Origin of the sequence: Lentzea aerocolonigenes (assembly GCF_000974445.1) — a bacterium.
Classification (GTDB): Bacteria; Actinomycetota; Actinomycetes; order Mycobacteriales; family Pseudonocardiaceae; genus Lentzea; species Lentzea aerocolonigenes.
This window is the reverse complement of sequence record NZ_BBOJ01000017.1, coordinates 325,852-344,790: the sequence shown is the minus strand read 5'-3', so window position 1 is coordinate 344,790 and position 18,939 is coordinate 325,852. Positions and strand designations below refer to the sequence as shown.

Sequence of the window (18,939 nt, the reverse complement as noted above, 5' to 3'; positions counted from 1 at the left end):
CTCACTGTAGGGTCCGACTCGTGCGTTCCCCACTGCTCCTCGTCGTGTTGCTGGCCGTCGCGGGCTGCACCGAGACCGCCGCTCCCCGCCCGGACGGTGGGTCGAACGGCACGTCGATCGTGCTCGCCGACCGCGACGAGCCGGCCACGCTCAACCCGTTGCTCGGCTACGGCGCGCAGGGCGTGTCCAAGATCTACGACGGGCTCGTCGAGCACCGCCAGGACGGTTCACTGGGGCCGCAGCTCGCCGCCGACCTGCCGGAACCTGCCGCGGACGGGCTGAGCTGGACGGTGAAGCTGCGCGGCGACGTGAAGTTCACCGACGGCAGCACGTTCGGGGCCGAGGACGTCGTCGCCACCTACACCGCCGCGCTGCAGAACCCGGTCAAGGAGCGGTTCAGCACGCTCAAGAGCGTCGAGCAGGTCGACCCGTCCACGGTCCGCTTCAACCTGACCCAGCAGCACGCCGCGTTCCCGCACCTGCTCGTGCTCGGGATCCTGCCCAGCGAGCAGGCGCGGCCGGACGGGCAGCCCGTCGGCACCGGCCCGTACAAGGTCACCGACTGGAAGAAGGGCGACCGGCTGCTGCTGGAGGCCAACGACAGCTACTTCAACGGCGTGCCGAAGATCAAGAAGGTGACTGTCGTCTTCGTGACCGACGACAACCAGCGCGCGCGTCGCATGCAGGACGGCGAGTTCGACGGCACGGTGCTGCCGCCCAAGATCGCGGAGCCGTTCGCGGGGAAGTCCGGCCTGACCGTCCAGCACCACCGCAGCGCCGACTACCGCGCCGTGCGGCTGCCCGCGGCCAACCCCGTGACCGGCAACCCGGCCATCCGCCTCGCGCTGAACTACGCCACCAACCGCCAGGGCATGATCGACAGCTTGCTGGACGGCAAGGGCACCATCGCGTACACGCCGGTGCCGGACGCGTTGGCCGAGGAGTTCGACCCGACCGCGAAGTTCCGCTTCGACAAGACCGAGGCGGCCCGGCAGCTCGACGCGGCCGGGTGGGTCGCCGGCGGGGACGGCATCCGGGTCCGCGAGGGCGTGGCGGCCCGCTTCACGCTGATGTACCCGCTCGGCGACGACCTGCGGGCCGACCTGGCCACGGCGTTCGCGGCCGACGCCAAGGCGGTGGGCGTGGACGTGCAGCTCGCCGGTCTGTCGTGGGAGGCGATCCGGCCGCGCATGGGCCAGGACGCGCTGCTGTACGGCGACGGCTCGCCGTTCGACCCGGACCTGATGCTCTACGACCTGCGCGGCCAGGGCAGCCCCGCCGCCGACGCGGCGCTGGAGAACGGCCGCAAGCTCATCGACCCCGCTCAGCGGGCGGTGGCGTACAAGCTCTTCCAGCAGGCGTACCTCGCGGCGCCGTCGATGGTGGTGCTGGTCTTTCCCGAGCACGCGTACGTGATGCGCGACTCGTGGAACGGCTACCAGGCCGTGGTGGACCCGAACTCCTACGGCGCGCTGGCCTGGGGGCCGTGGTGGAACCTGGAGAAGTGGGAGCCTAAGTAGTCCTGGCGTTGATCTCGCGGACGGCCTGTTGAGGGTCGTCCGCCCAGAACTCGACGCGTTCCACCTGCTTCGGCCCGGTCTTGCCGAGGTCGACCAGCTGCGGCTCGTGGAACGGCACCGACACGTTCGTCCTGGTCAGCGACTGGATGACGAGCGCGTCACCGATCACCTCGACGCTGCGCTGACCCTTGTGGGTGCGCTCGGCGACCTGTGCCGCGCCGAGGTCCGCGGTCGGGATGCGCCAGTCGAAGAACCCGAGCTGGCGCAACCGCAGTTCGTCTGCGGAGATGGTGTGTGGCTGGCGGTACAGCACGTAGAGAGCGCCCACACACACGACGGCGTTCAGCACGCCGAGCACGATCAACGTGATGAGCAGCCACGGGATGTCCAGGGCAAACGCGACCAACGCGATCCCGACCGCCGTGATGATCAGGAACCGCAGGTATCGCGGGCGCATGCGCTTGCCGTAGGGGATCTCCACCATGCGGCCGAGCCTATTTCCGCAGTGCGCGCACCATCTCGCCGGGGTTGTCCGCCCAGAACTCGATCTTCGTCACCTCGTGCACGCCGCGCCGGCCGAGGTCGACCTCCTGCGGCTCGGTGAGGTCGACCCGGACGTTGGTGGAGTTGGAGATCTCGAGGACGAGGGTTCCGTCCACAACGGACCGGGTCTTGTTCAGCGACCGGCTGGTCATGCCCTGCGTCACGGTTCCGATGGCGGCCAACGGGATCCGGTACTCGAACTCGCGCGCGTACCGCAGCCACAGGTAGTCGTCGTCGATCTCGTGCTTGAACCTGTGGAGCATCCAGAGCAGCCACGCGAGCAGGCCCGCGCTCAGCAGCCCGAACGCGAGCAGCACGGCTCTGAGCCAGAACCACGGGATGAGCAGGTCGACGAGCAGGATCTCCACGGGCGTGAGCACGAGGAAAACCCACAGGAAAGGTCGTAGTTGAGCGCTGTACCCGAACGAGCGATCCCCCATGCACTCCATGGTGGCAGAGTGGGGGAAGTGAGTGACCTGATCTTCCTGGACAGTGCCGGTTCGTCCATCCCGCCCGCTCCCGTCGTGGACGAGGTCATCGGGCATCTTCGCCGGGAAACGGAGATCGGCGGGTACCGCGCCGCCGCGGAACGCCGGGACGACCTGGAGGCGGGTTACGGCGTCCTCGCTGAGTTCTTCGGGTGTCACCCGTCCGAGGTCGCTTTCACGGACAGTGCAACTCGATCATGGCTGGCGGCGTTCGACGCCGTGCCCCTGGAAGCCGGGGACCGAATTCTTGTCACCGAGGTCGAATACGGTGGCAATGCGATCCCGGTTCTGCGCCGAGCGGCGGAGACCGGGGCGAGTGTCGAGGTCATCCCTTCCGACATCCGCGGACAGGTCGATCTCGACGCCCTGAACCTTGACAACCGAGTCAAGCTGATCTCGCTCGTGCACGTGCCGACGAACAGCGGCTTGGTCAACCCGGTCAACGACGTCAGAGCGGCGGCTCGTGAGGTCGGTGCGCTGGTGTTGCTCGACGCCTGCCAGTCGACCGGGCAGCTCGATCTGCGTGGCCTCGACTACGACATGTTGGCGTGTACAGGTCGTAAGTGGCTGCGCGGACCGCGCGGCACCGGTGCGCTGGTCGTCCGCGACGAGGTGCGGGAAAGGCTCCGGCCGCGGCTGGTGGACCTGCACAGCGGCGTCTGGACCGGGCCGATGGAGTACCGGCTGCGCGACGACGCTCGGGTGTTCGAGCTGTGGGAGTGCAGCATCGCCGACCGGCTCGGCATGATCGCGGCCGCGCGGTACGCCCTCGACAAGGGGCTGGACGTGATCGAGGCCGAGGTCGCGGACCGTGCCAAGCGTTTGCGCGAGGGCTTGCGGGCCATCGACGGTGTCACCGTGCGCGATCTCGGTGAACGCCAGTCGGGCATCGTCACCTTCACGTCGGAGAGGATGCCGGCGATGGAGCTGAAGGACCGGCTCTGGGAGCAGGACGTGGCCGTCACGGTGTCGCAGCGCGGTTCGACGATGATCGACATGACGAAGCGGGGCCTGGACGAAGTAGTGCGGGCGTCCCCGCACTACTTCGTCACTCCTGAGGAGATCGATCAGGCGCTGGACCGCATCACCAGGATCAGCAGGTCTGGTTGATGACCCGCTTCACGCAGTCCGAGTAGCTGACGAACAGGTCGACGGCGCGGTCGTTGCGAGACGTCTGCGCCGCGATGACCGTGTCACGCGGGTAGAAGCCGTTGAGGCCGCCGCTGCTCGGGTACATCTCGTAGGTGTACGACCAGATCTTGTGGACGCCCCACATCCAGTCGTCGATTGTGCCGTCGGTGATGTACAGGTCGCTCGCCTGCTCGGGCGTGTAGCCGTTGAGGGCCGCCATCTGCCGGCCGAGCGTCTGGAACGCCCGTGCTTCATCGGCGTTGAGGCCGGTGTCGGTGTCCGCGTTGGTGTAGCCGTACGGCCACAGCACGAGCTCCGAGAACGAGTGGAAGTCGATGTTCGTCTTGATCTGCTGGACGCCACCGACGACCCGCGAGTTCACGAAGTTCTTGATGACGTTGGTCTCCGGCGCGGAGAAGGCCGCCGTGCCGCGGTAGGTGTCCGACGTCGAGCTGCCGCTGGAACCGCCGCAGCAGCCCCACTTGTAGCCCCAGTTGCGGTTGAGGTCGGTGCCGTTGCCCTGGCGGTTCTTGCGCCACCCGCGGAACGATCCGGTGGCGATGTCGTACTCGACGCCGTCCGGGTTCACCATCGGGATGAACCAGATCTCGCGGGTGTCCACCAGGTTCTTGATCGCAGGGGTGGCGTAGTTGTCGGTGTAGCGCTTGATGATCTGCAGGCACTGCTCGACCGTCAGGTGCTCACGGGCGTGCTGGTTGCAGGTGAAGATCACTTCGGGCTCGCTCTCGTCGGTCGCGACGTTGTCGCTGACCTTGAGGGCCCAGATGTCCCGGTTCTGGTAGCTCTTGCCGATGCTGCGCAGGCTCGCGAGCGTCGGGTGGTCGCGCACCGTCTGCTGCAGCTCCGCGGTCATCTCCGCGAAGTTGTGGTAGCCGGTGTAGCCGGACGGGAAGTCCTGGGTGCCGATCTGGCCGGGCTGCGGGTCCTTGAAGTCGACCTTGCCGAGGCTCTTGAGCTGCTGCTCGAAGTCTCCGACGTACTTGAGCGGCAGCCCGGTCGCCTGCAGGGCCTTGTACTGGGACTTGTCCGCGACCACCGACATCGTCGTGAGCTTGGTCGCACCGAGCACGTCGACGCCGGTCTGGGCGATCTGCGTGCGCTCGGCCGAGGTGTTCGCGGTGACTTCCAGCAGATAGCGTCCGGAATCGGCGGTGCTGGGCGTCGCCATGCCCGCGACCAGCACGGGCAGGCAGACTGCGAGCACTGCGGCGATCTTGCCGCGGCTCTTGCTGAACATCGTTCCTCCATCATCAGCAGGGGTTTGCGACGGAGTGGTGCTCGACTGAGCGTGGCTGTGCTGTCACGGGGTGAGGTAGCGCCGTTAGCGGGCTGACCGTTGACAGAATTCGGCAGGAACTACCCTGGTGGGCATGCTCAGCCGCACCGACCTGCGAGGTCGCACCACGACTCCGGCCGAACTGCGCGCCGCGTTGCCGCGCGCCGAGGTGGACGTGGACGCGGTGCTGCATCACGTGCGTCCGGTGGTGGACGCGGTCGCGGCTCGTGGTGTCGAGGCCGTCATGGAGTACACCGAGAAGTTCGACGGTGTTCGTCCCGCTTCGGTCCGTGTGCCCGCTTCTGAGCTTTCGTCCGCTTTGGCCTCGTTGGACCCGGCCGTGCGCGAGGCGCTCGAAGAGGTGATCGTGCGCACCCGGCGCGTGCACGACGACCAGCGTCGCACCGACACGACCACGCAGGTCGTGCCCGGCGGCACCGTCACGGAGAAGTGGGTGCCGGTCGCGCGCGTCGGTCTCTACGCGCCCGGCGGTCTGGCGGTCTACCCGTCGACGGTCGTGATGAACGTGGTCCCCGCGCAGATCGCCGGCGTCGAGTCGCTGGTGGTGTGCTCGCCGCCGCAGGCCGAGTTCGGCGGCCTGCCGCACCCGACGATCCTGGCCGCCGCGGCGCTGCTCGGCGTCGACGAGGTGTGGGCGGTGGGTGGCTCCCAGGCCATGGCGCTGATGGCGTACGGCGGCGTGGACACCGACGGCGGTGAGCTGGCTCCGGTCGACGTCGTCACCGGTCCCAGCAACATCTACGGGACCGCGGCCAAGCGGTTGCTGCGCGGTCTGATCGGCATCGACTCGGAGGCCGGGCCGACCGAGATCGCGATCCTCGCCGACTCGTCCGCCGACCCGGTACACGTGGCCGCCGACCTGATCAGCCAGGCCGAGCACGACCCGCTGGCCGCCTCGGTGCTGGTGACGGACTCCGTCGAACTGGCAGACGCGGTGGACGTCGAGCTGGAACGCCAGATCAGTGCCACCAAGCACCAGGAGCGGATCCGCACGGCGCTGGGCGGCAAGCAGTCCGGCGTGGTTCTGGTGTCCTCTGTGGACGAAGGCGTGCGGGTCGTCGACGCCTACGCCGCCGAGCACCTGGAGATCCAGACGCGCGACTCCCGTGAGGTGGCGGCGCGGATCCGGTCCGCCGGCGCGATCTTCGTGGGTGCGCATTCGCCGGTGTCGCTCGGCGACTACTGCGCGGGCTCGAACCACGTGCTGCCCACCGGTGGCTGCGCGCGGCACTCGTCCGGGCTGTCCGTGCAGACGTTCCTGCGCGGCATCCACGTGATCGACTACTCCGAGGAAGCACTGCGGGAGGTCGCGGACAAGGTCGTCGCGCTGGCCAACGCGGAGGATCTGCCCGCGCACGGGCAGGCCGTCACGGCGAGGTTTCCCCAGAAGGGAACTGGAAAAGCATGAAGCCAGTGGTTGGTGCGCGGGTGGAGCTGTCCGACCTGCCCCTGCGCGAGGATCTGCGCGGCCGCACGCCCTACGGTGCGCCGCAGCTCGACGTGCCGTACCGGTTGAACACCAACGAGAACCCGTACGCGCCGACGGACGCGCTGGCCGCGGACGTGGTGGCGGCCGTCGCGGAGATCGCTGGTGAGCTGCACCGGTACCCGGACCGCGACGCGGTGGCGTTGCGGGAGGACCTGGCGGCGTACCTGACCGAGGCGACGTCGGTGACGCTGACGTCCGAGAACGTGTGGGCCGCGAACGGGTCGAACGAGATCCTCCAGCAGATCCTGCAGGCGTTCGGCGGGCCCGGCCGGGTCGCGCTGGGCTTCGAGCCGTCGTACTCGATGCACCCGATCATCGCCGCGGGCACCCGCACGGAGTGGTCGCCGACGCCTCGCCGGCAGGACTTCTCGCTGGACGTGGAGAAGGCCGCCGCGGTGATCGCGGAGACGCGGCCGGACGTCGTCTTCGTGACGTCGCCGAACAACCCGACGGGGCAGTCGATCCCGCTGGACGACCTGCGCCTGCTGATCGCGTCCACGACGGGCATGATCGTGGTGGACGAGGCCTACGCGGAGTTCTCCCCGCAGAAGAGCGCGATCGAGCTGCTCGACGAGTACGGCTCGCGGCTGATCGTCTCGCGCACGATGTCGAAGGCCTTCGCGTTCGCCGGAGGCCGTCTCGGCTACCTCGCCGCCGCACCGGCCGTCGTCGACGCGCTGCAGCTGGTGCGCCTGCCGTACCACCTGTCGGCGCTGACCCAGGCGGCGGCGCGAGCATCGCTGCGGCACGCGTCGGAAACGCTGGGTTCGGTCGCACTGCTCGCGGCCGAGCGCGACCGGGTGGTGTCGGCGTTGACGGACATGGGTTTCCAGGTCGTCCCCTCGGACGCGAACTTCGTGCTGTTCGGCTGGTTCGAGAACGCGCGCGAGGTCTGGAAGTCCTATTTGGACCACGGCGTGCTCATCAGGGACGTCGGAATCGCGGGTCACCTGCGGGTGACCATCGGAACGCCCGAGGAGAACGACGCTTTCCTCGCGGCCAGCAAGGAGGTCAGCCGGTGAGTCGTGTGGGCAAGGTGGAGCGCACCACCAAGGAGTCGTCGGTCTACGTGGAGATCGACCTGGACGGCACCGGCCAGGTCGAGATCAGCACCGGCGTGCCGTTCTACGACCACATGCTCACCGCGTTCGGCGTGCACGGCTGCTTCGACCTGATCGTCCGCGCCACCGGCGACACGCACATCGACGCCCACCACTCGGTGGAGGACATCGCGATCGTGCTGGGCCAGGCGCTGCGGGAAGCGCTGGGGGACAAGAAGGGCATCCGCCGCTTCGGCGACTGCTGGATCCCCATGGACGAGACCCTGGCGCACGCGTCGGTCGACGTCTCCGGCCGCCCTTACACCGTGCACCGCGGCGAGCCCGAGCAGTTCAACTCGTTCGTGATCGGCGGCAACTACCCGTTCGTGCTGAACCGGCACGTGTTCGAGTCCCTGGCCTTCCACGCCCAGATCGCTCTGCACGTGCGCGTCGAGTACGGCCGCGACCCGCACCACATCGCGGAGGCCGAGTACAAGGCGATCGCGCGTGCCCTGCGCGCGGCCGTGGAGCCCGACCCGCGCGTCGGCGGCATCCCGTCGACCAAGGGCGTGCTCTGATGCCGAAAGAGGTCGTCGTCATCGGCCTGCTGGCCCTCGCGGGCTTCCTGGCCGGTGGCGTCTACTCGACGTGGAAGACCGCCAAGTTCATGGCGATCATCCTGCTGGTGCTGCTCGTCCTGGCGGTCGGCGGCGCGGTTCTCTGGCTCGTCTAGAGGTACCGGGCCACCACGTTGGTGACCACGCGGACGCCCCAAGTGGACTGCTTCACATGGGGCGCACGCCGCAAGCACGCACCCGGCGCCGGGTCCACGCGTGGTGGTGAGCGCACGACTGTGGTGGGGCGCATGACGGTGGGCGCACGCACGGTGCAGCAGGGACGTGCGGTGGCAGGCGGCTGTACGCACTCGGCGGCAGGCGGTCCTACAGCACGCGCGAGTGGTACCCGGCCGTGCGCACGCGGCGGCTGGCGGCCCTACACGTGCGCGAGTGGCCTGCGGCCGTGCGCACCCGGCGGCAGGCGGCCCTACACGCGCGAGTGGCACCCAGCCGAACACACGCGGCGGCAGGCGGCTGTACGCACTCGCGGCGGCAGGCGGTCGTACGCGCGTAGTGGCGGGCGGCCGTGGGCTACCAGCTCACCGCCGATCACGCCGATCATGCGGTGCCGGGGCGTGCCAGAGCGGCAAGTGCCGGATGGCGGCCGGACGGCGCGGTGCTGTGGCTCATTCAGTCCCGAACCCTCAGAATCGAGCGCGTGGGCGAGCCTGACTACGACGCGTTCATCTCGTACAGCCGAGCTCTCGACGGGACCCTCGCCCCGACGCTGCACCGCGGTGTCCAGCGGTTCGCGAAGCCCTGGTACCGGCTGCGCGCCCTGCGGGTCTTCCTCGACGACGCCGGCCTGTCGGCCAATCCCGGCCTGTGGACGTCGATCGAGGATGCCCTCGGCAGGTCGCGCTGGCTGATCCTGCTGGCCTCGCAGGAGGCCGCCGCGTCGCAGTGGGTGGGCCGCGAGCTCGAGTGGTGGCTGGAGCACCGGTCCGCGCAGCGGATCCTCGTCGTGCTGACTTCCGGCGAGTACTCCCAGGCCGTGCCCGCCGCGGTTCGCAGGGCGCTGGGTGAGGAACCGCGTTGGGTCGACCTGCGCTGGTTGCGTGAGGCCGACCAGGTGGATGACTCGAACCCGCGGCTGCGCGAGTGCGTCGCGGACATCGCGAGTGCCGTGCGCGGGGTGCCGAAGGACGACCTGGTCGGGGAGCACGTCCGCCAGCACCGCCGGGCCGTCCGGCTGGCACGGGGTGCGGTGGTGGCGTTGGCGGTGCTGATGGTGGGTGTGCTGGTCGCGGCGTTCATCGCGGTCGGCCAGCGCAACGACGCTGTTGCCCAGGCGCGCACCGCCACTGCTCGCGGTCTGGCGTCGGCGGCGGTCGCTAACCTGCGCACCGATCTCGCGCTGAGCCAGGTGCTGGCCGCCGAGGCGTACCGGGTGGAGCCGAACCCGCAGACGCGGTCCGCGTTGTTCTCCGCGTTGACCGCGTCGCCGCAGCTCGACCGGTACCTGCAGGTGGGTGGTGAGGTGTCCGCGCTGGCCGCGTCGGCGGACGGCGAGGTCGCGGTCGCGGGTACTCGGGACGGCCGCGTCGTGCGGCTGGAGCTGTCGTCGGGCCGGCGTGCCGAACAGAAGGTCGGCGAGCGTCCTGTGACGGCGGTGGCGGCTTCCGCGGACGGCGGTGTGGTCGCCGCGTTCGGCGCGGGCGGTGCGTTGCGTTGGGACGTTTCTGGTGCCACGCAAGCGATCGACACGCCCGACGAGCTGTTCGACGGTCTGGTCGCGGTCTCGCCGTCCGGACGCTTCACCGCCGTCTACAGCACCGTGAAAGTGGATGTGGACGACAACGGACGCACCCGCGGGCACCGAGTCCTCCACGACGGGCAGACGGGCCAGCGAGCTGAGCGGTACGACACGACCTTTCCGCTGGACGCGCTGAGGATGCCCGGCGAGGACGTGCTGGTGGAACAGTCACTGCGCGACTCGGTCCGGCGCGATCGGGCGACCCTGGACGTCAGGGCGGTCGCCGAGGGCAACACGTTGCCGGCCAACGCTTTCTGGGTGGGCCTCTCGGGCAACGGTGACTACTTCGGCTACTCGATGGCAGGCAGGGGCAGTCTCTGGCGCACGACCCAGCCGACCGAGAACGTGGAGATCCGGGGAGGCAGGGGCAACCCGTCCGCCGTGGCGATCACCAACGACGGCGCGCGCATGGCCGTCGCGGACACCGGCGCGATCCACGTCTACGACACCACCGGCCCGAACGCGGGCGAGCGGACGCAGCTCGAAGGCAACACCGAGACGCCGTTCGTGGAGTTCCTGGGCGACGACAACCACCTCCTGACGGCGTCGCGCGACCGGCTGGTCGTCTGGGACCTGACTCGCAACACGCGCATCGGTTCCGCTCTGCCGACGCGGGTTCCGCTGTCGTGCAGGGCGTGTCCACCGCCGCGCATCTCCGAGTCGCACGGGAAGTTGGCGGTGGCGACGAGCAACGAGATCGTGGTCGGGTCGCACTCCGAGTCGATCGATCCCAACAGCGTGTTCGGGCCGGTGGTGTGGAGCGCGGACGGCGACGAGGTCTTCGTCGTGACGGCGCCGGAGGGCATCGGGGAGACCTGGGAGGCGCGCGACGGGCTGCGCCGGGCAAAGCGGTGGAAGGGCGACGTCGCGGCCGACTACGTGCTCGCGATGGGGGTGTCCGCGGACAACCGGCGGCTGGTCACCGTGAACGAGCGTGGTGACGTGCAGGTTTTCGAGGGCGACGAGCTGTCTTCCGTCCGCACGATCTCGCTGGAACGCGGTGTTGAGCAGAAGGGCTGGCCGCCGGACAGCCACATCGCCGCCGTGAGCGCGGACACGACGACCGCCGCCGTCGTCACGTCGGACACGGTGGTGCTCGTCGACACGACGACGGGCGCGCGGCGCGACCTCGTCGGAGGAAAGGCCGACGCCGTGGCGTTCACCAGCGACGGCCTCGTGGTGCAACGGGCGGGCACCGTCGAGGTCTGGGACGCGGCGGGTGGTTCACGGCGACGCGAGGTCCCGCGTGATCCGAGCTACCTGCCGGGCATCGCGGCCAACCCCGGTGCGACGCTGGCCGCTCAGCTGCGGCGGGACTACGTGCTGGCCGTGACCGACCTCGTCACCGGCGAGCTGATCGGCCAGGTGCCCGTCGCCGGTGAGGCCGAGAGGTTCGGGCAGGTCGGCATGGCGTTCGCGGGGGAGCACGCGGTCGTCACCGCGGTCTCGGACACCCCACTGTTGCGGTGGGACCTCTCGGAAGAGAACTGGGTGCGCGCGGCCTGCGCGTCGGCGGGGCGCGACCTGACGACCGACGAGTGGCGGCGCTACGTCGGCACGTCGCCGCCCGACGATCTCACCTGCGGGTGAGCACCCAGTGGAACGTGGCCGGGTCCGGTTCGTGCATGGTCACCAGGTCGTCGAGGTCGTGCGGCTTGAGCCAGCGCGCGATCTTCGCGATGAGGCCGGACTGCTCGGCCCGCGGCACGTGCAGGATCGAGTAGAACGCGCGGATGCCGTCGAACGAGCCGTCCGGGAAGTCGAGTGCGGTCATGTCCGCCTTCTCGAACCGCGCCGCAGCCCAGTTCGAGGACTTGCGCCCGACTCGACGACGCGCTTCACGCCGGGCTGAGGTAGCGCGCGGGCACGTGCTGGGTGAGCCACACGCCGTTGGCGCTGAGCCGGAACTCGTGGCCGTCCTCGTGCATCGTCTTCGCGTCGACCGTGAGGATCAACGGCCGCCCGCGCCGCGCGCCGACCCTGCGCGCGGTCTCGCGGTCGGGGGAGAGGTGCACGTCGTGGCGCGACATGGGGCGCAGGCCGTCGCGCATGATGTCGTCGAGGAACTGCGCGACCGTGCCGTGGAACAGGGTGTCCGGCGGGGTGGCGGTGGGCAGGCCGAGGTCCACCTCGACGCTGTGGCCCTGGTTCGCGCGGATGCGGTCGCCGTCGATCGTGAAGCGCTTCTTGTCGTTGTTGTCCACGACTTCGCGCAGGTCGGCCTCGGTGACGCCGAGCGCGGTCAGCAGGTCGGCCACGGGCACCCAGCCCGCCGGGTCGAGGGTGAGGCCGACGCGCTCGGGCTTGTGCCGGAGCGCTTTGGACATCCGCTTCGAGAGGCGGATCATTCTGTCTTCTTCCATTTGCCCCTCAGGAAACCACAGCGCGTCCAGCCGTTTTAGAGCGTGCCGCCTTCGAGGACCGGCTTGAGCTTGGGCGCACCGGGCCCGTGCGAGGCCTGCTCGTCGTCGATGTTCTGCAGAGCGCAGCTGCGCAACGACAGGCAGCCGCACCCGATGCAGCCGCTCAGGCGGTCGCGCAGACGGAACAGGGCGTCGATGCGGGCGTCGAGCTCCGTCTTCCACGAGCGGGAGAGCCGTTCCCAGTCCGATTTCGTGGGAGTGCGGTTGTCGGGCAGCTGGGCCAGCGCGTCGCGGACGTCCTCCAGGCTGAGGCCCACGCGTTGCGCGGTGCGGATGAAGGCCAGGCGGCGCAGCACCGAGCGCTGGTAGCGCCGCTGGTTGCCCGCGGTGCGGACGGAGGCGATCAGGCCCCTGTCCTCGTAGAAGCGCAGGGCGGTGTGGGGGACGCCGCTGCGTTCGGCGACCTGGCCGATGGTCAGCATTTCCGGCAACTTGCTCACCGGATCATCGTAACCGCTTGACCTCCAGCATGGTCGAGGTTGAACAGTTGGTGCCATGCAACGGATACCAGGGCTCTTCGCGAGGATGACCGGGGACGAGAAGCACGAGTGGGCGGCGGCCTCCACGATCGACGTGCTCTGGGTCCTGTACGACCGGGTCCTGAACGTCACGCCCGCGACCGTCGACGACCCCGGTCGCGACCGGTTCCTGCTGTCCAAGGGCCACGGGCCGATGGCCTACTACGCGGTGCTGGCGGAGAAGGGGTTCATCGAGGAGTCCATTTTGGACGACTGGACGTCGTGGGACAGCCCGCTCGGCCAGCACCCCGACCGGATGCTCGTGCGCGGTGTCGAGATCAGCAGCGGCTCGCTCGGGCACGGGCTGCCGATCGCCGTCGGCACCGCGATCGGACAGCGGATCGCGAAGAGCCAGGGGCGCACGTTCGTGCTGGTCGGCGACGGTGAGCTGGACGAGGGCAGCAACCACGAGGCCATCGCGGTGGCGGCACGGCTGGGCGTCGCGAACCTCACCGCCGTCGTGATCGACAACGACAACTCCATGCACGGCTGGCCCGGCGGCATCGCGAGGCGGTTCGCGGTCGAGGGCTGGCAGACCGCCGAGATCGACGGCCGCGACCACGAGGCCATCTTCACCGCACTGACCGCGCCGCACGACCGCCCGCTCGCGGTCGTCGCCAAGATCGAGAAGAGCTGCTGATGACCATGCGCGAAGCCTTCATCCGGACGGTCAACGAGGGGATCGAGAACGACCCGCGGGTCACCGTCGTCACCGCGGTGATCTCCAGCAGCAACTTCCCGCAGGAGAACGAACGCGTCGTGGACGTCGGGATCCGCGAGCAGACCATGGTGGGTGTGGCGAGCGGTCTGGCGCTGGCGGGGCTGCGGCCGGTCGTGCACAGCTACGCGCCGTTCCTCGTCGAACGGCCGTACGAGCAGATCAAGCTCGACATCGGTCATCAGGACGTGGGCGCGGTGTTCGTGAGCATCGGTGCGTCCTACGACGACCCCGTGTGGGGCCGCACGCACCAGTCACCGGGCGACGTCGCGTTGTTCGACACGCTTCCCGGGTGGACTGTGCACGTGCCGGGACACCCGGACGAGGTCACGCCTCTTCTGCGGCAGGCCCTGAAGGACGACAACCGGGTCTACGTCAGGCTTTCACTGCACGAGAACACGCAGGCGTATCCGGTGGGTGAGGGATTCACCGCGCTGCGTCACGGAAAACGCGGTGTGGTGCTCGCCGTCGGCCCGATGCTCGACCGCGTCCTCAAGGCTGTCGACTCCGAGAACGCCGACCTCACGGTGTTGTACGCGTCGACGATTCGACCGTTCGACTCGGACGGACTGCGCAAGGCGGTGCAGGAGACGGACCACGCGGACGTGATGGTGGTGGAGCCGTACCTCGAGGGAACTTCAGCCCATCTGATTTCCGATTCGCTGCAACTAATTCCGCACCGTGTGCGTTGTATAGGCGTCAAACGACACGCAGAGCTCCGCAACTACGGCACGGCCGAGGACCACGACGCCGCGCACGACCTGGACGTGGTCGGGTTGGGTAGCGCTGTGCGGAGTTTCTTCAGGGGGTGAAGAAACATGTTCGCAGTCATGGGGGATGACTGGACCGGCGCGCCTTCACGCGCCGTTTAGGACGGTGCGGCCGCACGCGGCAGGGGCGTGCGGCCGCATCCTCCGTCTGGACGCTTTGTGGTACGTCCTCCTCGGCCCGCCGGGGCGAGGAGGAATGATGTTGCACGTGAGAATGCTGATCTGGACGCCGTTGAACGCCGCCGAGCTCCAGAAGGCCATGCACAGCGGCAACGTGGGTCCCGCGGCGCTCGTCCCGGTGCAGTCCGGCACGGTGCTGCTGCCTCCGACCGGCACCAGGCTCAACGAGGCCGCGTACATGACGAACAGGGTGCGCAAGATCGCGGGTGGGGCCGCCCTCGCGGTGTGGAACGACGACGCCGCGTTTCTCTACCTCTTCACGAGCAGCCTCGGCCGCGCCTCGATGTGGGGTTCGCGCGAGGCGATCCTGCGGTTGTCGGCCCAGGCCAAGCAGTCGGGCCCGGTCGGGCTGTTCTTCGACCGTGCCACCGGGGGCCTCGTGAACCTGCGCGAGAAGGAGAAGTGGCAGCTCGACGCCATCGACAAGCTCGCGGTGCTGCACCCGGCGGCCGGTCGCAAGGCTCCGCTCGAACGCATCCGCGACTTCGAGAACGGCGCGAACGCGATCCCGGACTTCTTCCGGGCGGCGGGGCTGCCGGAGGTCGCGCAGGTCGCCGAGCTGACCGAGCAGGGCCGTGCGGACATCGTGCTGCAGACGCTCGAGGCGCCGCATGCGCAGAAGTGGCCGCTCGCGTTGTTCCTGCCGTTGATCGTGCTGACGGCGTTGGTGACGATGCTGTTCAACATGTCGGCCGTCGTCTACTACGTCATCGGCGCGCTGCTCATCGTGCTGCTGGTCGCACTGATGGTCGCCCTCCGGCGGCAGCTCGTGCGCCGGAAACCGATCAACACCGTGTTGCCGGTCATACCGGTTACGCAGGGTGCCGTCCCCACCGACTAACCTGGTCGTCGTGGCACGTGTCGTCGTACTTGACTATGGCTCCGGCAACCTGCGCTCCGCCGAGCGCGCGCTCCAGCGGGTCGGCGCCCATGTCGAGGTGACGTCGGACCCGAAGGCCGCGCGCGAGGCGGACGGTCTGGTCGTGCCCGGCGTCGGCGCGTACGCGGCGTGCATGGAGGGCCTGAACTCGGTGCGCGGCGCCCGCATCATCGGCGAGCGCCTCGCCGGTGGCCGGCCCGTGCTCGGCATCTGCGTGGGCATGCAGATCCTGTTCGAGCGCGGCATCGAGCACGGCGTGCTGACCGAGGGCTGCGGCGAGTGGCCGGGCACCGTCGAGCGGCTCGAGGCGCCGATCGTGCCGCACATGGGCTGGAACACCGTCCGTGCGCCGGAGGGCTCGCAGCTCTTCGCGGGCATGGACAAGGACACCCGGTTCTACTTCGTGCACTCCTACGGTGTGCGCAAGTGGGAGCTGGAGCCCGCGGACCACATCAAGGCGCCGCTCGTGACGTGGGCCGACCACGCCGGTGACGAGTTCGTGGCCGCGGTCGAGAACGGACCGTTGTGGGCCACGCAGTTCCACCCGGAGAAGTCCGGTGATGCCGGGGCGCACCTGCTGCGGAACTGGTTGACTACCTTGTCGTGATCACACGACTGCTGACGGTGACCGCGATCGTGGCTGCCACCGTCGCCGTGCCCGGGAGCGCGCTCGCGGCACCGGCTCCGTTCCACGACACGTTCGACAACGCCGTGGACGCCGATCCGACCTACGGCCTCAACGACAACCTCCAGCAACGACAGGGCACCGGCGCCGTCACGTACAGCCGGGTGTCCGGCACGTGGAACACCGGTGACGTGCCACGCCCGTGGTTCGCGCAGGTCAACCACCCGAACCACCCCAGCAAGCTGTCGATGCACCTCGGCACCACGGCCGTGCGCCTCGACGCGCCGTCCACCGGGTCGGCGATCTCGGCGACGCTGACCCCGGTCGCAGGCGACCGCACGTCCGGCGACTGGTCGTCGATCGCGTTGAGCCGGTCCGCGAACAGCTGGGGATACGTGTCCAATGCGGACATCGACCTCGGCTTCCTGGTGCGTGCCAACGGAGGCGTGCAGGTCTTCCGGTCGGGGAGTCCGATCGCGACGCTCCCGGCGTTCGCGGCGGCCAAGAGCGACGGCTCGTTCGACGTGGAGCTGAAGCTGAAGGGGCCGGAGCTCGAACTGACGGTCAACGGGAACCGCCGGGTGATCACGCCGGCCACGCCGGTGCCGACGGACAGGCTGTGGGTCTACCTCGGTCGCTACTCCGACAACGACAAGACCGCGAGCCTCGTGGACGACCTCCGCGTCGAGCGGCTCAACTCCGACGACCTGCGCAAGGCTCCCGGCTCGGATCTCCGCTACTACGGCTACTTCGCGGCGCGGATCACCCGGGCCGGCGGCAACCACCTGCCGGAGGTGCGCGGCCGCAGCAACCTCAACTGGGTCCAGATCAGCGACGTCGACGCCTACCGCCCGGAAGTGCTGAAGGACTGCGCTGACTCGGGCTGCCTCGTCCACACGGGCAACGAGTTCTTCGACTGCGACGCGGCGGGGTGCCCGCTGCGCCAGGACGCCGCGGCGCGCTGGCGGGTTCTCGCGGAGAAGGTCGAGCCACACCTCGGCAAGATCGCCGGGTTCGTGCTGCTGGACGAGCCGTTCCACCGCGGTGCGCGCTTCGCGGACGTCGAGTTCGCGGCCCAGCAGATCAAGAACACCTTCCGCGACAAGAAGGTCATGCTGATCGAGGCCGGCCCGAAGATCGACGACACCTTCACCGTGCCCGCCGCCGTCGACTGGGTGGGCTTCGACGAGTACTGCGTCGGCTACGGCGAGCTCGAAGCCCGCATGACCGAGCTCGAGGAGCGGGTGCCGGGCAAGGAGCTCTTCCTGCTGCCGGAAGCAGCGCCGCAGTCGTGGTGCGCGGACAGGACCGATGCCGATCTCGAACGCACCCAGTACACGTACCTGGCGCTGGCGAAGGAGCACCCGCGGTTCGTCGGCATGATGGTCTTCGGGCCGTGGACGGGCGTCGGACCTGCCGCGACGGGACCGGGCACGCCTGTTCCGCCGAAGTTCCCGCGGGCCACCGACGCGCAGGAGCGCGTGGCAGCGCTCGTGCTGGGGGAAGCTAGGCTGAGCGGGTGACGTTCACACTCCTCCCCGCTGTTGACGTGGCCGACGGCAAGGCCGTGCGCCTCGTGCAGGGCGAAGCCGGTACCGAGACGAACTACGGCGAGCCGCTCGACGCGGCCCTGCAGTGGCAGCGCGACGGGGCGGAGTGGATCCATCTGGTCGACCTCGACGCCGCGTTCGGGCGTGGCTCGAACCGCGAGCTGGTCGCCCGCGTCGTCGGCGAGCTCGACGTGAAGGTGGAGCTGTCCGGCGGCATCCGCGACGACGCGTCGCTGGAGGCCGCGCTGGCCACCGGTTGCGCCCGCGTGAACCTGGGCACCGCCGCGCTGGAAGACCCGGAGTGGTGCGCGAAGGCGATCGCCGCGCACGGCGAGAAGATCGCGGTGGGCCTGGACGTCCGCATCACCGAGCAGGGCCACCGGGTCAAGGGCCGCGGCTGGACGTCGGACGGCGGCGACCTCTGGGAGGTCCTCGACCGGCTCGACCGCGACGGCTGCGCCCGTTACGTCGTCACGGACGTGTCGAAGGACGGCACGTTGAAGGGTCCGAACCTGGAGCTGCTGAGCGAGGTCTGCGCCCGCACCGACGCCCCGGTGATCGCCTCCGGCGGCGTGTCCAGTGTGGACGATCTGGTCGCGCTGGCGAAGCTGTCGCGCGACGGTGTGGAGGGCTCGATCATCGGCAAGGCCCTGTACGCCGGTGCTTTCACGCTCCCGGAAGCACTTGCTGCGGTCCGTTGACGACCTTCTCGACGTGAGCGGCCGCGGCGGCGTGCGTGACACCGGTGTTGTTCAGCACGTCGGCCGCGGTCCCTTCTTCTTCGAGCAGCACGCCGAGCAGGATGTGCTCGGTGCCGATGAACATGTGGCCCATCCTGAGCGCCTCGCGCACGGCCAGTTCGAGTGCCTTCTTGCAGTGCGTGGTGTACGGCTGCTTGTCCGGCCGTTGCTTGGCCTCGGTGTCGAGCCGGTTCAGCACGGCGATGCGCGTGCTGCCGTCGCCTGACTCCAGCTTCGAGATGGTCTTGGCCGCGAGGCCGCCCGACTCGTCGAGCAGCCCGAGCAGCAGGTGCTCGGTGCCGATCCGCTCGCTGAACCGCGCGTGGTGCCTCGCCAGCGCGATCACCCGGCGTGAGCGCTGGGTGTAGCGCTCCATCGACGGCTTGCTCAGCTCTGGGGACTCCTTGGGCACGAACCGCTTCTGCGCGGCCTGCTTCGTGACGCCGAGGCTCTCGCCGATCTCGGCCCAGCTCGCGCCGCCGCGGCGTGCCTCGTCGACGAAGTGGCCGATCAGGTGGTCGCCGAGCTCGTTCAGCTGACCGCTCATCTCGACGGCCTTCGCGAGGCGCACGAGGGAGTCGTCGGCCTCCTGGGCGACCGCGACGATGAGGTCGGTCAACTGGAACATGCCGT

19 protein-coding genes and 1 pseudogene are annotated in these 18,939 nt (G+C 69.3%); 13 read left to right on the top strand and 7 right to left on the bottom strand.

Annotated features, from left to right (window positions below):
* Nucleotides 1–20: 20 nt before the first annotated feature.
* Nucleotides 21–1,520 carry an ABC transporter substrate-binding protein gene (locus AOM45_RS31900; RefSeq protein WP_030471237.1) on the top strand — a complete coding sequence of 500 codons (1,500 nt, stop codon included), beginning with the start codon at nt 21–23 and terminating at the stop codon, nt 1,518–1,520.
* On the opposite strand, the gene AOM45_RS31895 is transcribed toward AOM45_RS31900, so the two are convergent.
* Together AOM45_RS31895 and AOM45_RS31890 are read right to left on the bottom strand one after the other, a co-directional pair.
* Nucleotides 1,513–2,004, bottom strand: a complete 492-nt coding sequence (locus AOM45_RS31895; protein ID WP_030471236.1) for a hypothetical protein — start codon at nt 2,002–2,004, stop codon at nt 1,513–1,515. The two genes, AOM45_RS31900 and AOM45_RS31895, sit on opposite strands and share 8 nt — an antisense overlap.
* Nucleotides 2,005–2,014: 10 nt before the next feature.
* On the bottom strand, nt 2,015–2,503 hold the full coding sequence (locus AOM45_RS31890) for a hypothetical protein (protein ID WP_156094194.1): 489 nt from the start codon (nt 2,501–2,503) through the stop codon (nt 2,015–2,017).
* Between the two features lie 27 nt (nt 2,504–2,530).
* On the opposite strand from AOM45_RS31890, the gene AOM45_RS31885 reads away from it, so the two are divergent.
* Nucleotides 2,531–3,661, top strand: coding sequence for an aminotransferase class V-fold PLP-dependent enzyme (locus AOM45_RS31885; protein WP_236703898.1), 1,131 nt, complete (start codon nt 2,531–2,533; stop codon nt 3,659–3,661).
* Here the strand turns inward: AOM45_RS31885 and AOM45_RS31880 are convergent.
* Nucleotides 3,645–4,940: a M14 family metallopeptidase gene (locus AOM45_RS31880; protein ID WP_156094193.1), complete on the bottom strand. Its 1,296-nt coding sequence runs from the start codon at nt 4,938–4,940 to the stop codon at nt 3,645–3,647. The two genes, AOM45_RS31885 and AOM45_RS31880, sit on opposite strands and share 17 nt — an antisense overlap.
* A 133-nt stretch (nt 4,941–5,073) precedes the next feature.
* Here AOM45_RS31880 and hisD point away from each other — a divergent pair, with 133 nt between their 5' ends.
* From hisD to AOM45_RS31860, 5 genes are all read left to right on the top strand, one after another.
* On the top strand, nt 5,074–6,408 hold the full coding sequence (hisD, locus tag AOM45_RS31875; protein ID WP_030471232.1) for a histidinol dehydrogenase: 1,335 nt from the start codon (nt 5,074–5,076) through the stop codon (nt 6,406–6,408).
* Nucleotides 6,405–7,511 (top strand): histidinol-phosphate transaminase, encoded by a 1,107-nt coding sequence (locus tag AOM45_RS31870; RefSeq protein WP_030471231.1) that lies wholly within the window; start codon nt 6,405–6,407, stop codon nt 7,509–7,511. The genes hisD and AOM45_RS31870 overlap by 4 nt, the downstream gene beginning before the upstream one ends.
* Nucleotides 7,508–8,107, top strand: a complete 600-nt coding sequence (hisB, locus tag AOM45_RS31865; protein WP_030471230.1) for an imidazoleglycerol-phosphate dehydratase HisB — start codon at nt 7,508–7,510, stop codon at nt 8,105–8,107. Before AOM45_RS31870 ends, hisB begins: the two co-directional genes overlap by 4 nt.
* On the top strand, nt 8,107–8,262 hold the full coding sequence (locus tag AOM45_RS51935; RefSeq protein ID WP_169774283.1) for a CG2302 family histidine operon protein: 156 nt from the start codon (nt 8,107–8,109) through the stop codon (nt 8,260–8,262). Before hisB ends, AOM45_RS51935 begins: the two co-directional genes overlap by 1 nt.
* Before the next feature lie 542 nt (nt 8,263–8,804).
* Nucleotides 8,805–11,492: a TIR domain-containing protein gene (locus tag AOM45_RS31860; RefSeq protein WP_030471229.1), complete on the top strand. Its 2,688-nt coding sequence runs from the start codon at nt 8,805–8,807 to the stop codon at nt 11,490–11,492.
* Here AOM45_RS31860 and AOM45_RS31855 read toward each other — a convergent pair.
* From AOM45_RS31855 to soxR, 3 genes and pseudogenes are all read right to left on the bottom strand, one after another.
* Nucleotides 11,479–11,685, bottom strand: a pseudogene (locus AOM45_RS31855) (class I SAM-dependent methyltransferase); the annotation flags it as partial. The gene AOM45_RS31860 and the pseudogene AOM45_RS31855 sit on opposite strands and share 14 nt — an antisense overlap.
* Nucleotides 11,686–11,740: 55 nt before the next feature.
* On the bottom strand, nt 11,741–12,265 hold the full coding sequence (locus AOM45_RS31850) for an RNA 2'-phosphotransferase (protein WP_030471227.1): 525 nt from the start codon (nt 12,263–12,265) through the stop codon (nt 11,741–11,743).
* A 35-nt stretch (nt 12,266–12,300) separates the two neighbouring features.
* A complete protein-coding gene (soxR, locus tag AOM45_RS31845) occupies nt 12,301–12,747 on the bottom strand; it encodes a redox-sensitive transcriptional activator SoxR (protein WP_236703903.1) in 447 nt (148 codons plus the stop codon).
* A 73-nt stretch (nt 12,748–12,820) separates the two neighbouring features.
* Between soxR and AOM45_RS31840 the strand changes: the two genes are divergently transcribed.
* From AOM45_RS31840 to priA, 6 genes are all read left to right on the top strand, one after another.
* A complete protein-coding gene (locus tag AOM45_RS31840) occupies nt 12,821–13,483 on the top strand; it encodes a thiamine pyrophosphate-binding protein (RefSeq protein WP_030471225.1) in 663 nt (220 codons plus the stop codon).
* Nucleotides 13,483–14,373: a transketolase family protein gene (locus tag AOM45_RS31835; RefSeq protein WP_030471224.1), complete on the top strand. Its 891-nt coding sequence runs from the start codon at nt 13,483–13,485 to the stop codon at nt 14,371–14,373. Before AOM45_RS31840 ends, AOM45_RS31835 begins: the two co-directional genes overlap by 1 nt.
* 157 nt (nt 14,374–14,530) lie before the next feature.
* Nucleotides 14,531–15,352 (top strand): hypothetical protein, encoded by an 822-nt coding sequence (locus AOM45_RS31830; RefSeq protein WP_156094192.1) that lies wholly within the window; start codon nt 14,531–14,533, stop codon nt 15,350–15,352.
* 10 nt (nt 15,353–15,362) lie between these two features.
* Nucleotides 15,363–15,998, top strand: coding sequence for an imidazole glycerol phosphate synthase subunit HisH (hisH, locus tag AOM45_RS31825; RefSeq protein WP_030471222.1), 636 nt, complete (start codon nt 15,363–15,365; stop codon nt 15,996–15,998).
* Nucleotides 15,995–17,539: a hypothetical protein gene (locus AOM45_RS31820; RefSeq protein WP_030471221.1), complete on the top strand. Its 1,545-nt coding sequence runs from the start codon at nt 15,995–15,997 to the stop codon at nt 17,537–17,539. The genes hisH and AOM45_RS31820 overlap by 4 nt, the downstream gene beginning before the upstream one ends.
* Nucleotides 17,536–18,267: a bifunctional 1-(5-phosphoribosyl)-5-((5-phosphoribosylamino)methylideneamino)imidazole-4-carboxamide isomerase/phosphoribosylanthranilate isomerase PriA gene (gene priA, locus AOM45_RS31815; RefSeq protein ID WP_030471220.1), complete on the top strand. Its 732-nt coding sequence runs from the start codon at nt 17,536–17,538 to the stop codon at nt 18,265–18,267. The genes AOM45_RS31820 and priA overlap by 4 nt, the downstream gene beginning before the upstream one ends.
* Here priA and AOM45_RS31810 read toward each other — a convergent pair.
* The gene (locus AOM45_RS31810; protein WP_035912461.1) at nt 18,233–18,934 is read right to left on the bottom strand and encodes a Clp protease N-terminal domain-containing protein; all 702 of its coding nucleotides are present in this window, start codon (nt 18,932–18,934) and stop codon (nt 18,233–18,235) included. The two genes, priA and AOM45_RS31810, sit on opposite strands and share 35 nt — an antisense overlap.
* Between the last annotated feature and the right edge of the window lie 5 nt (nt 18,935–18,939).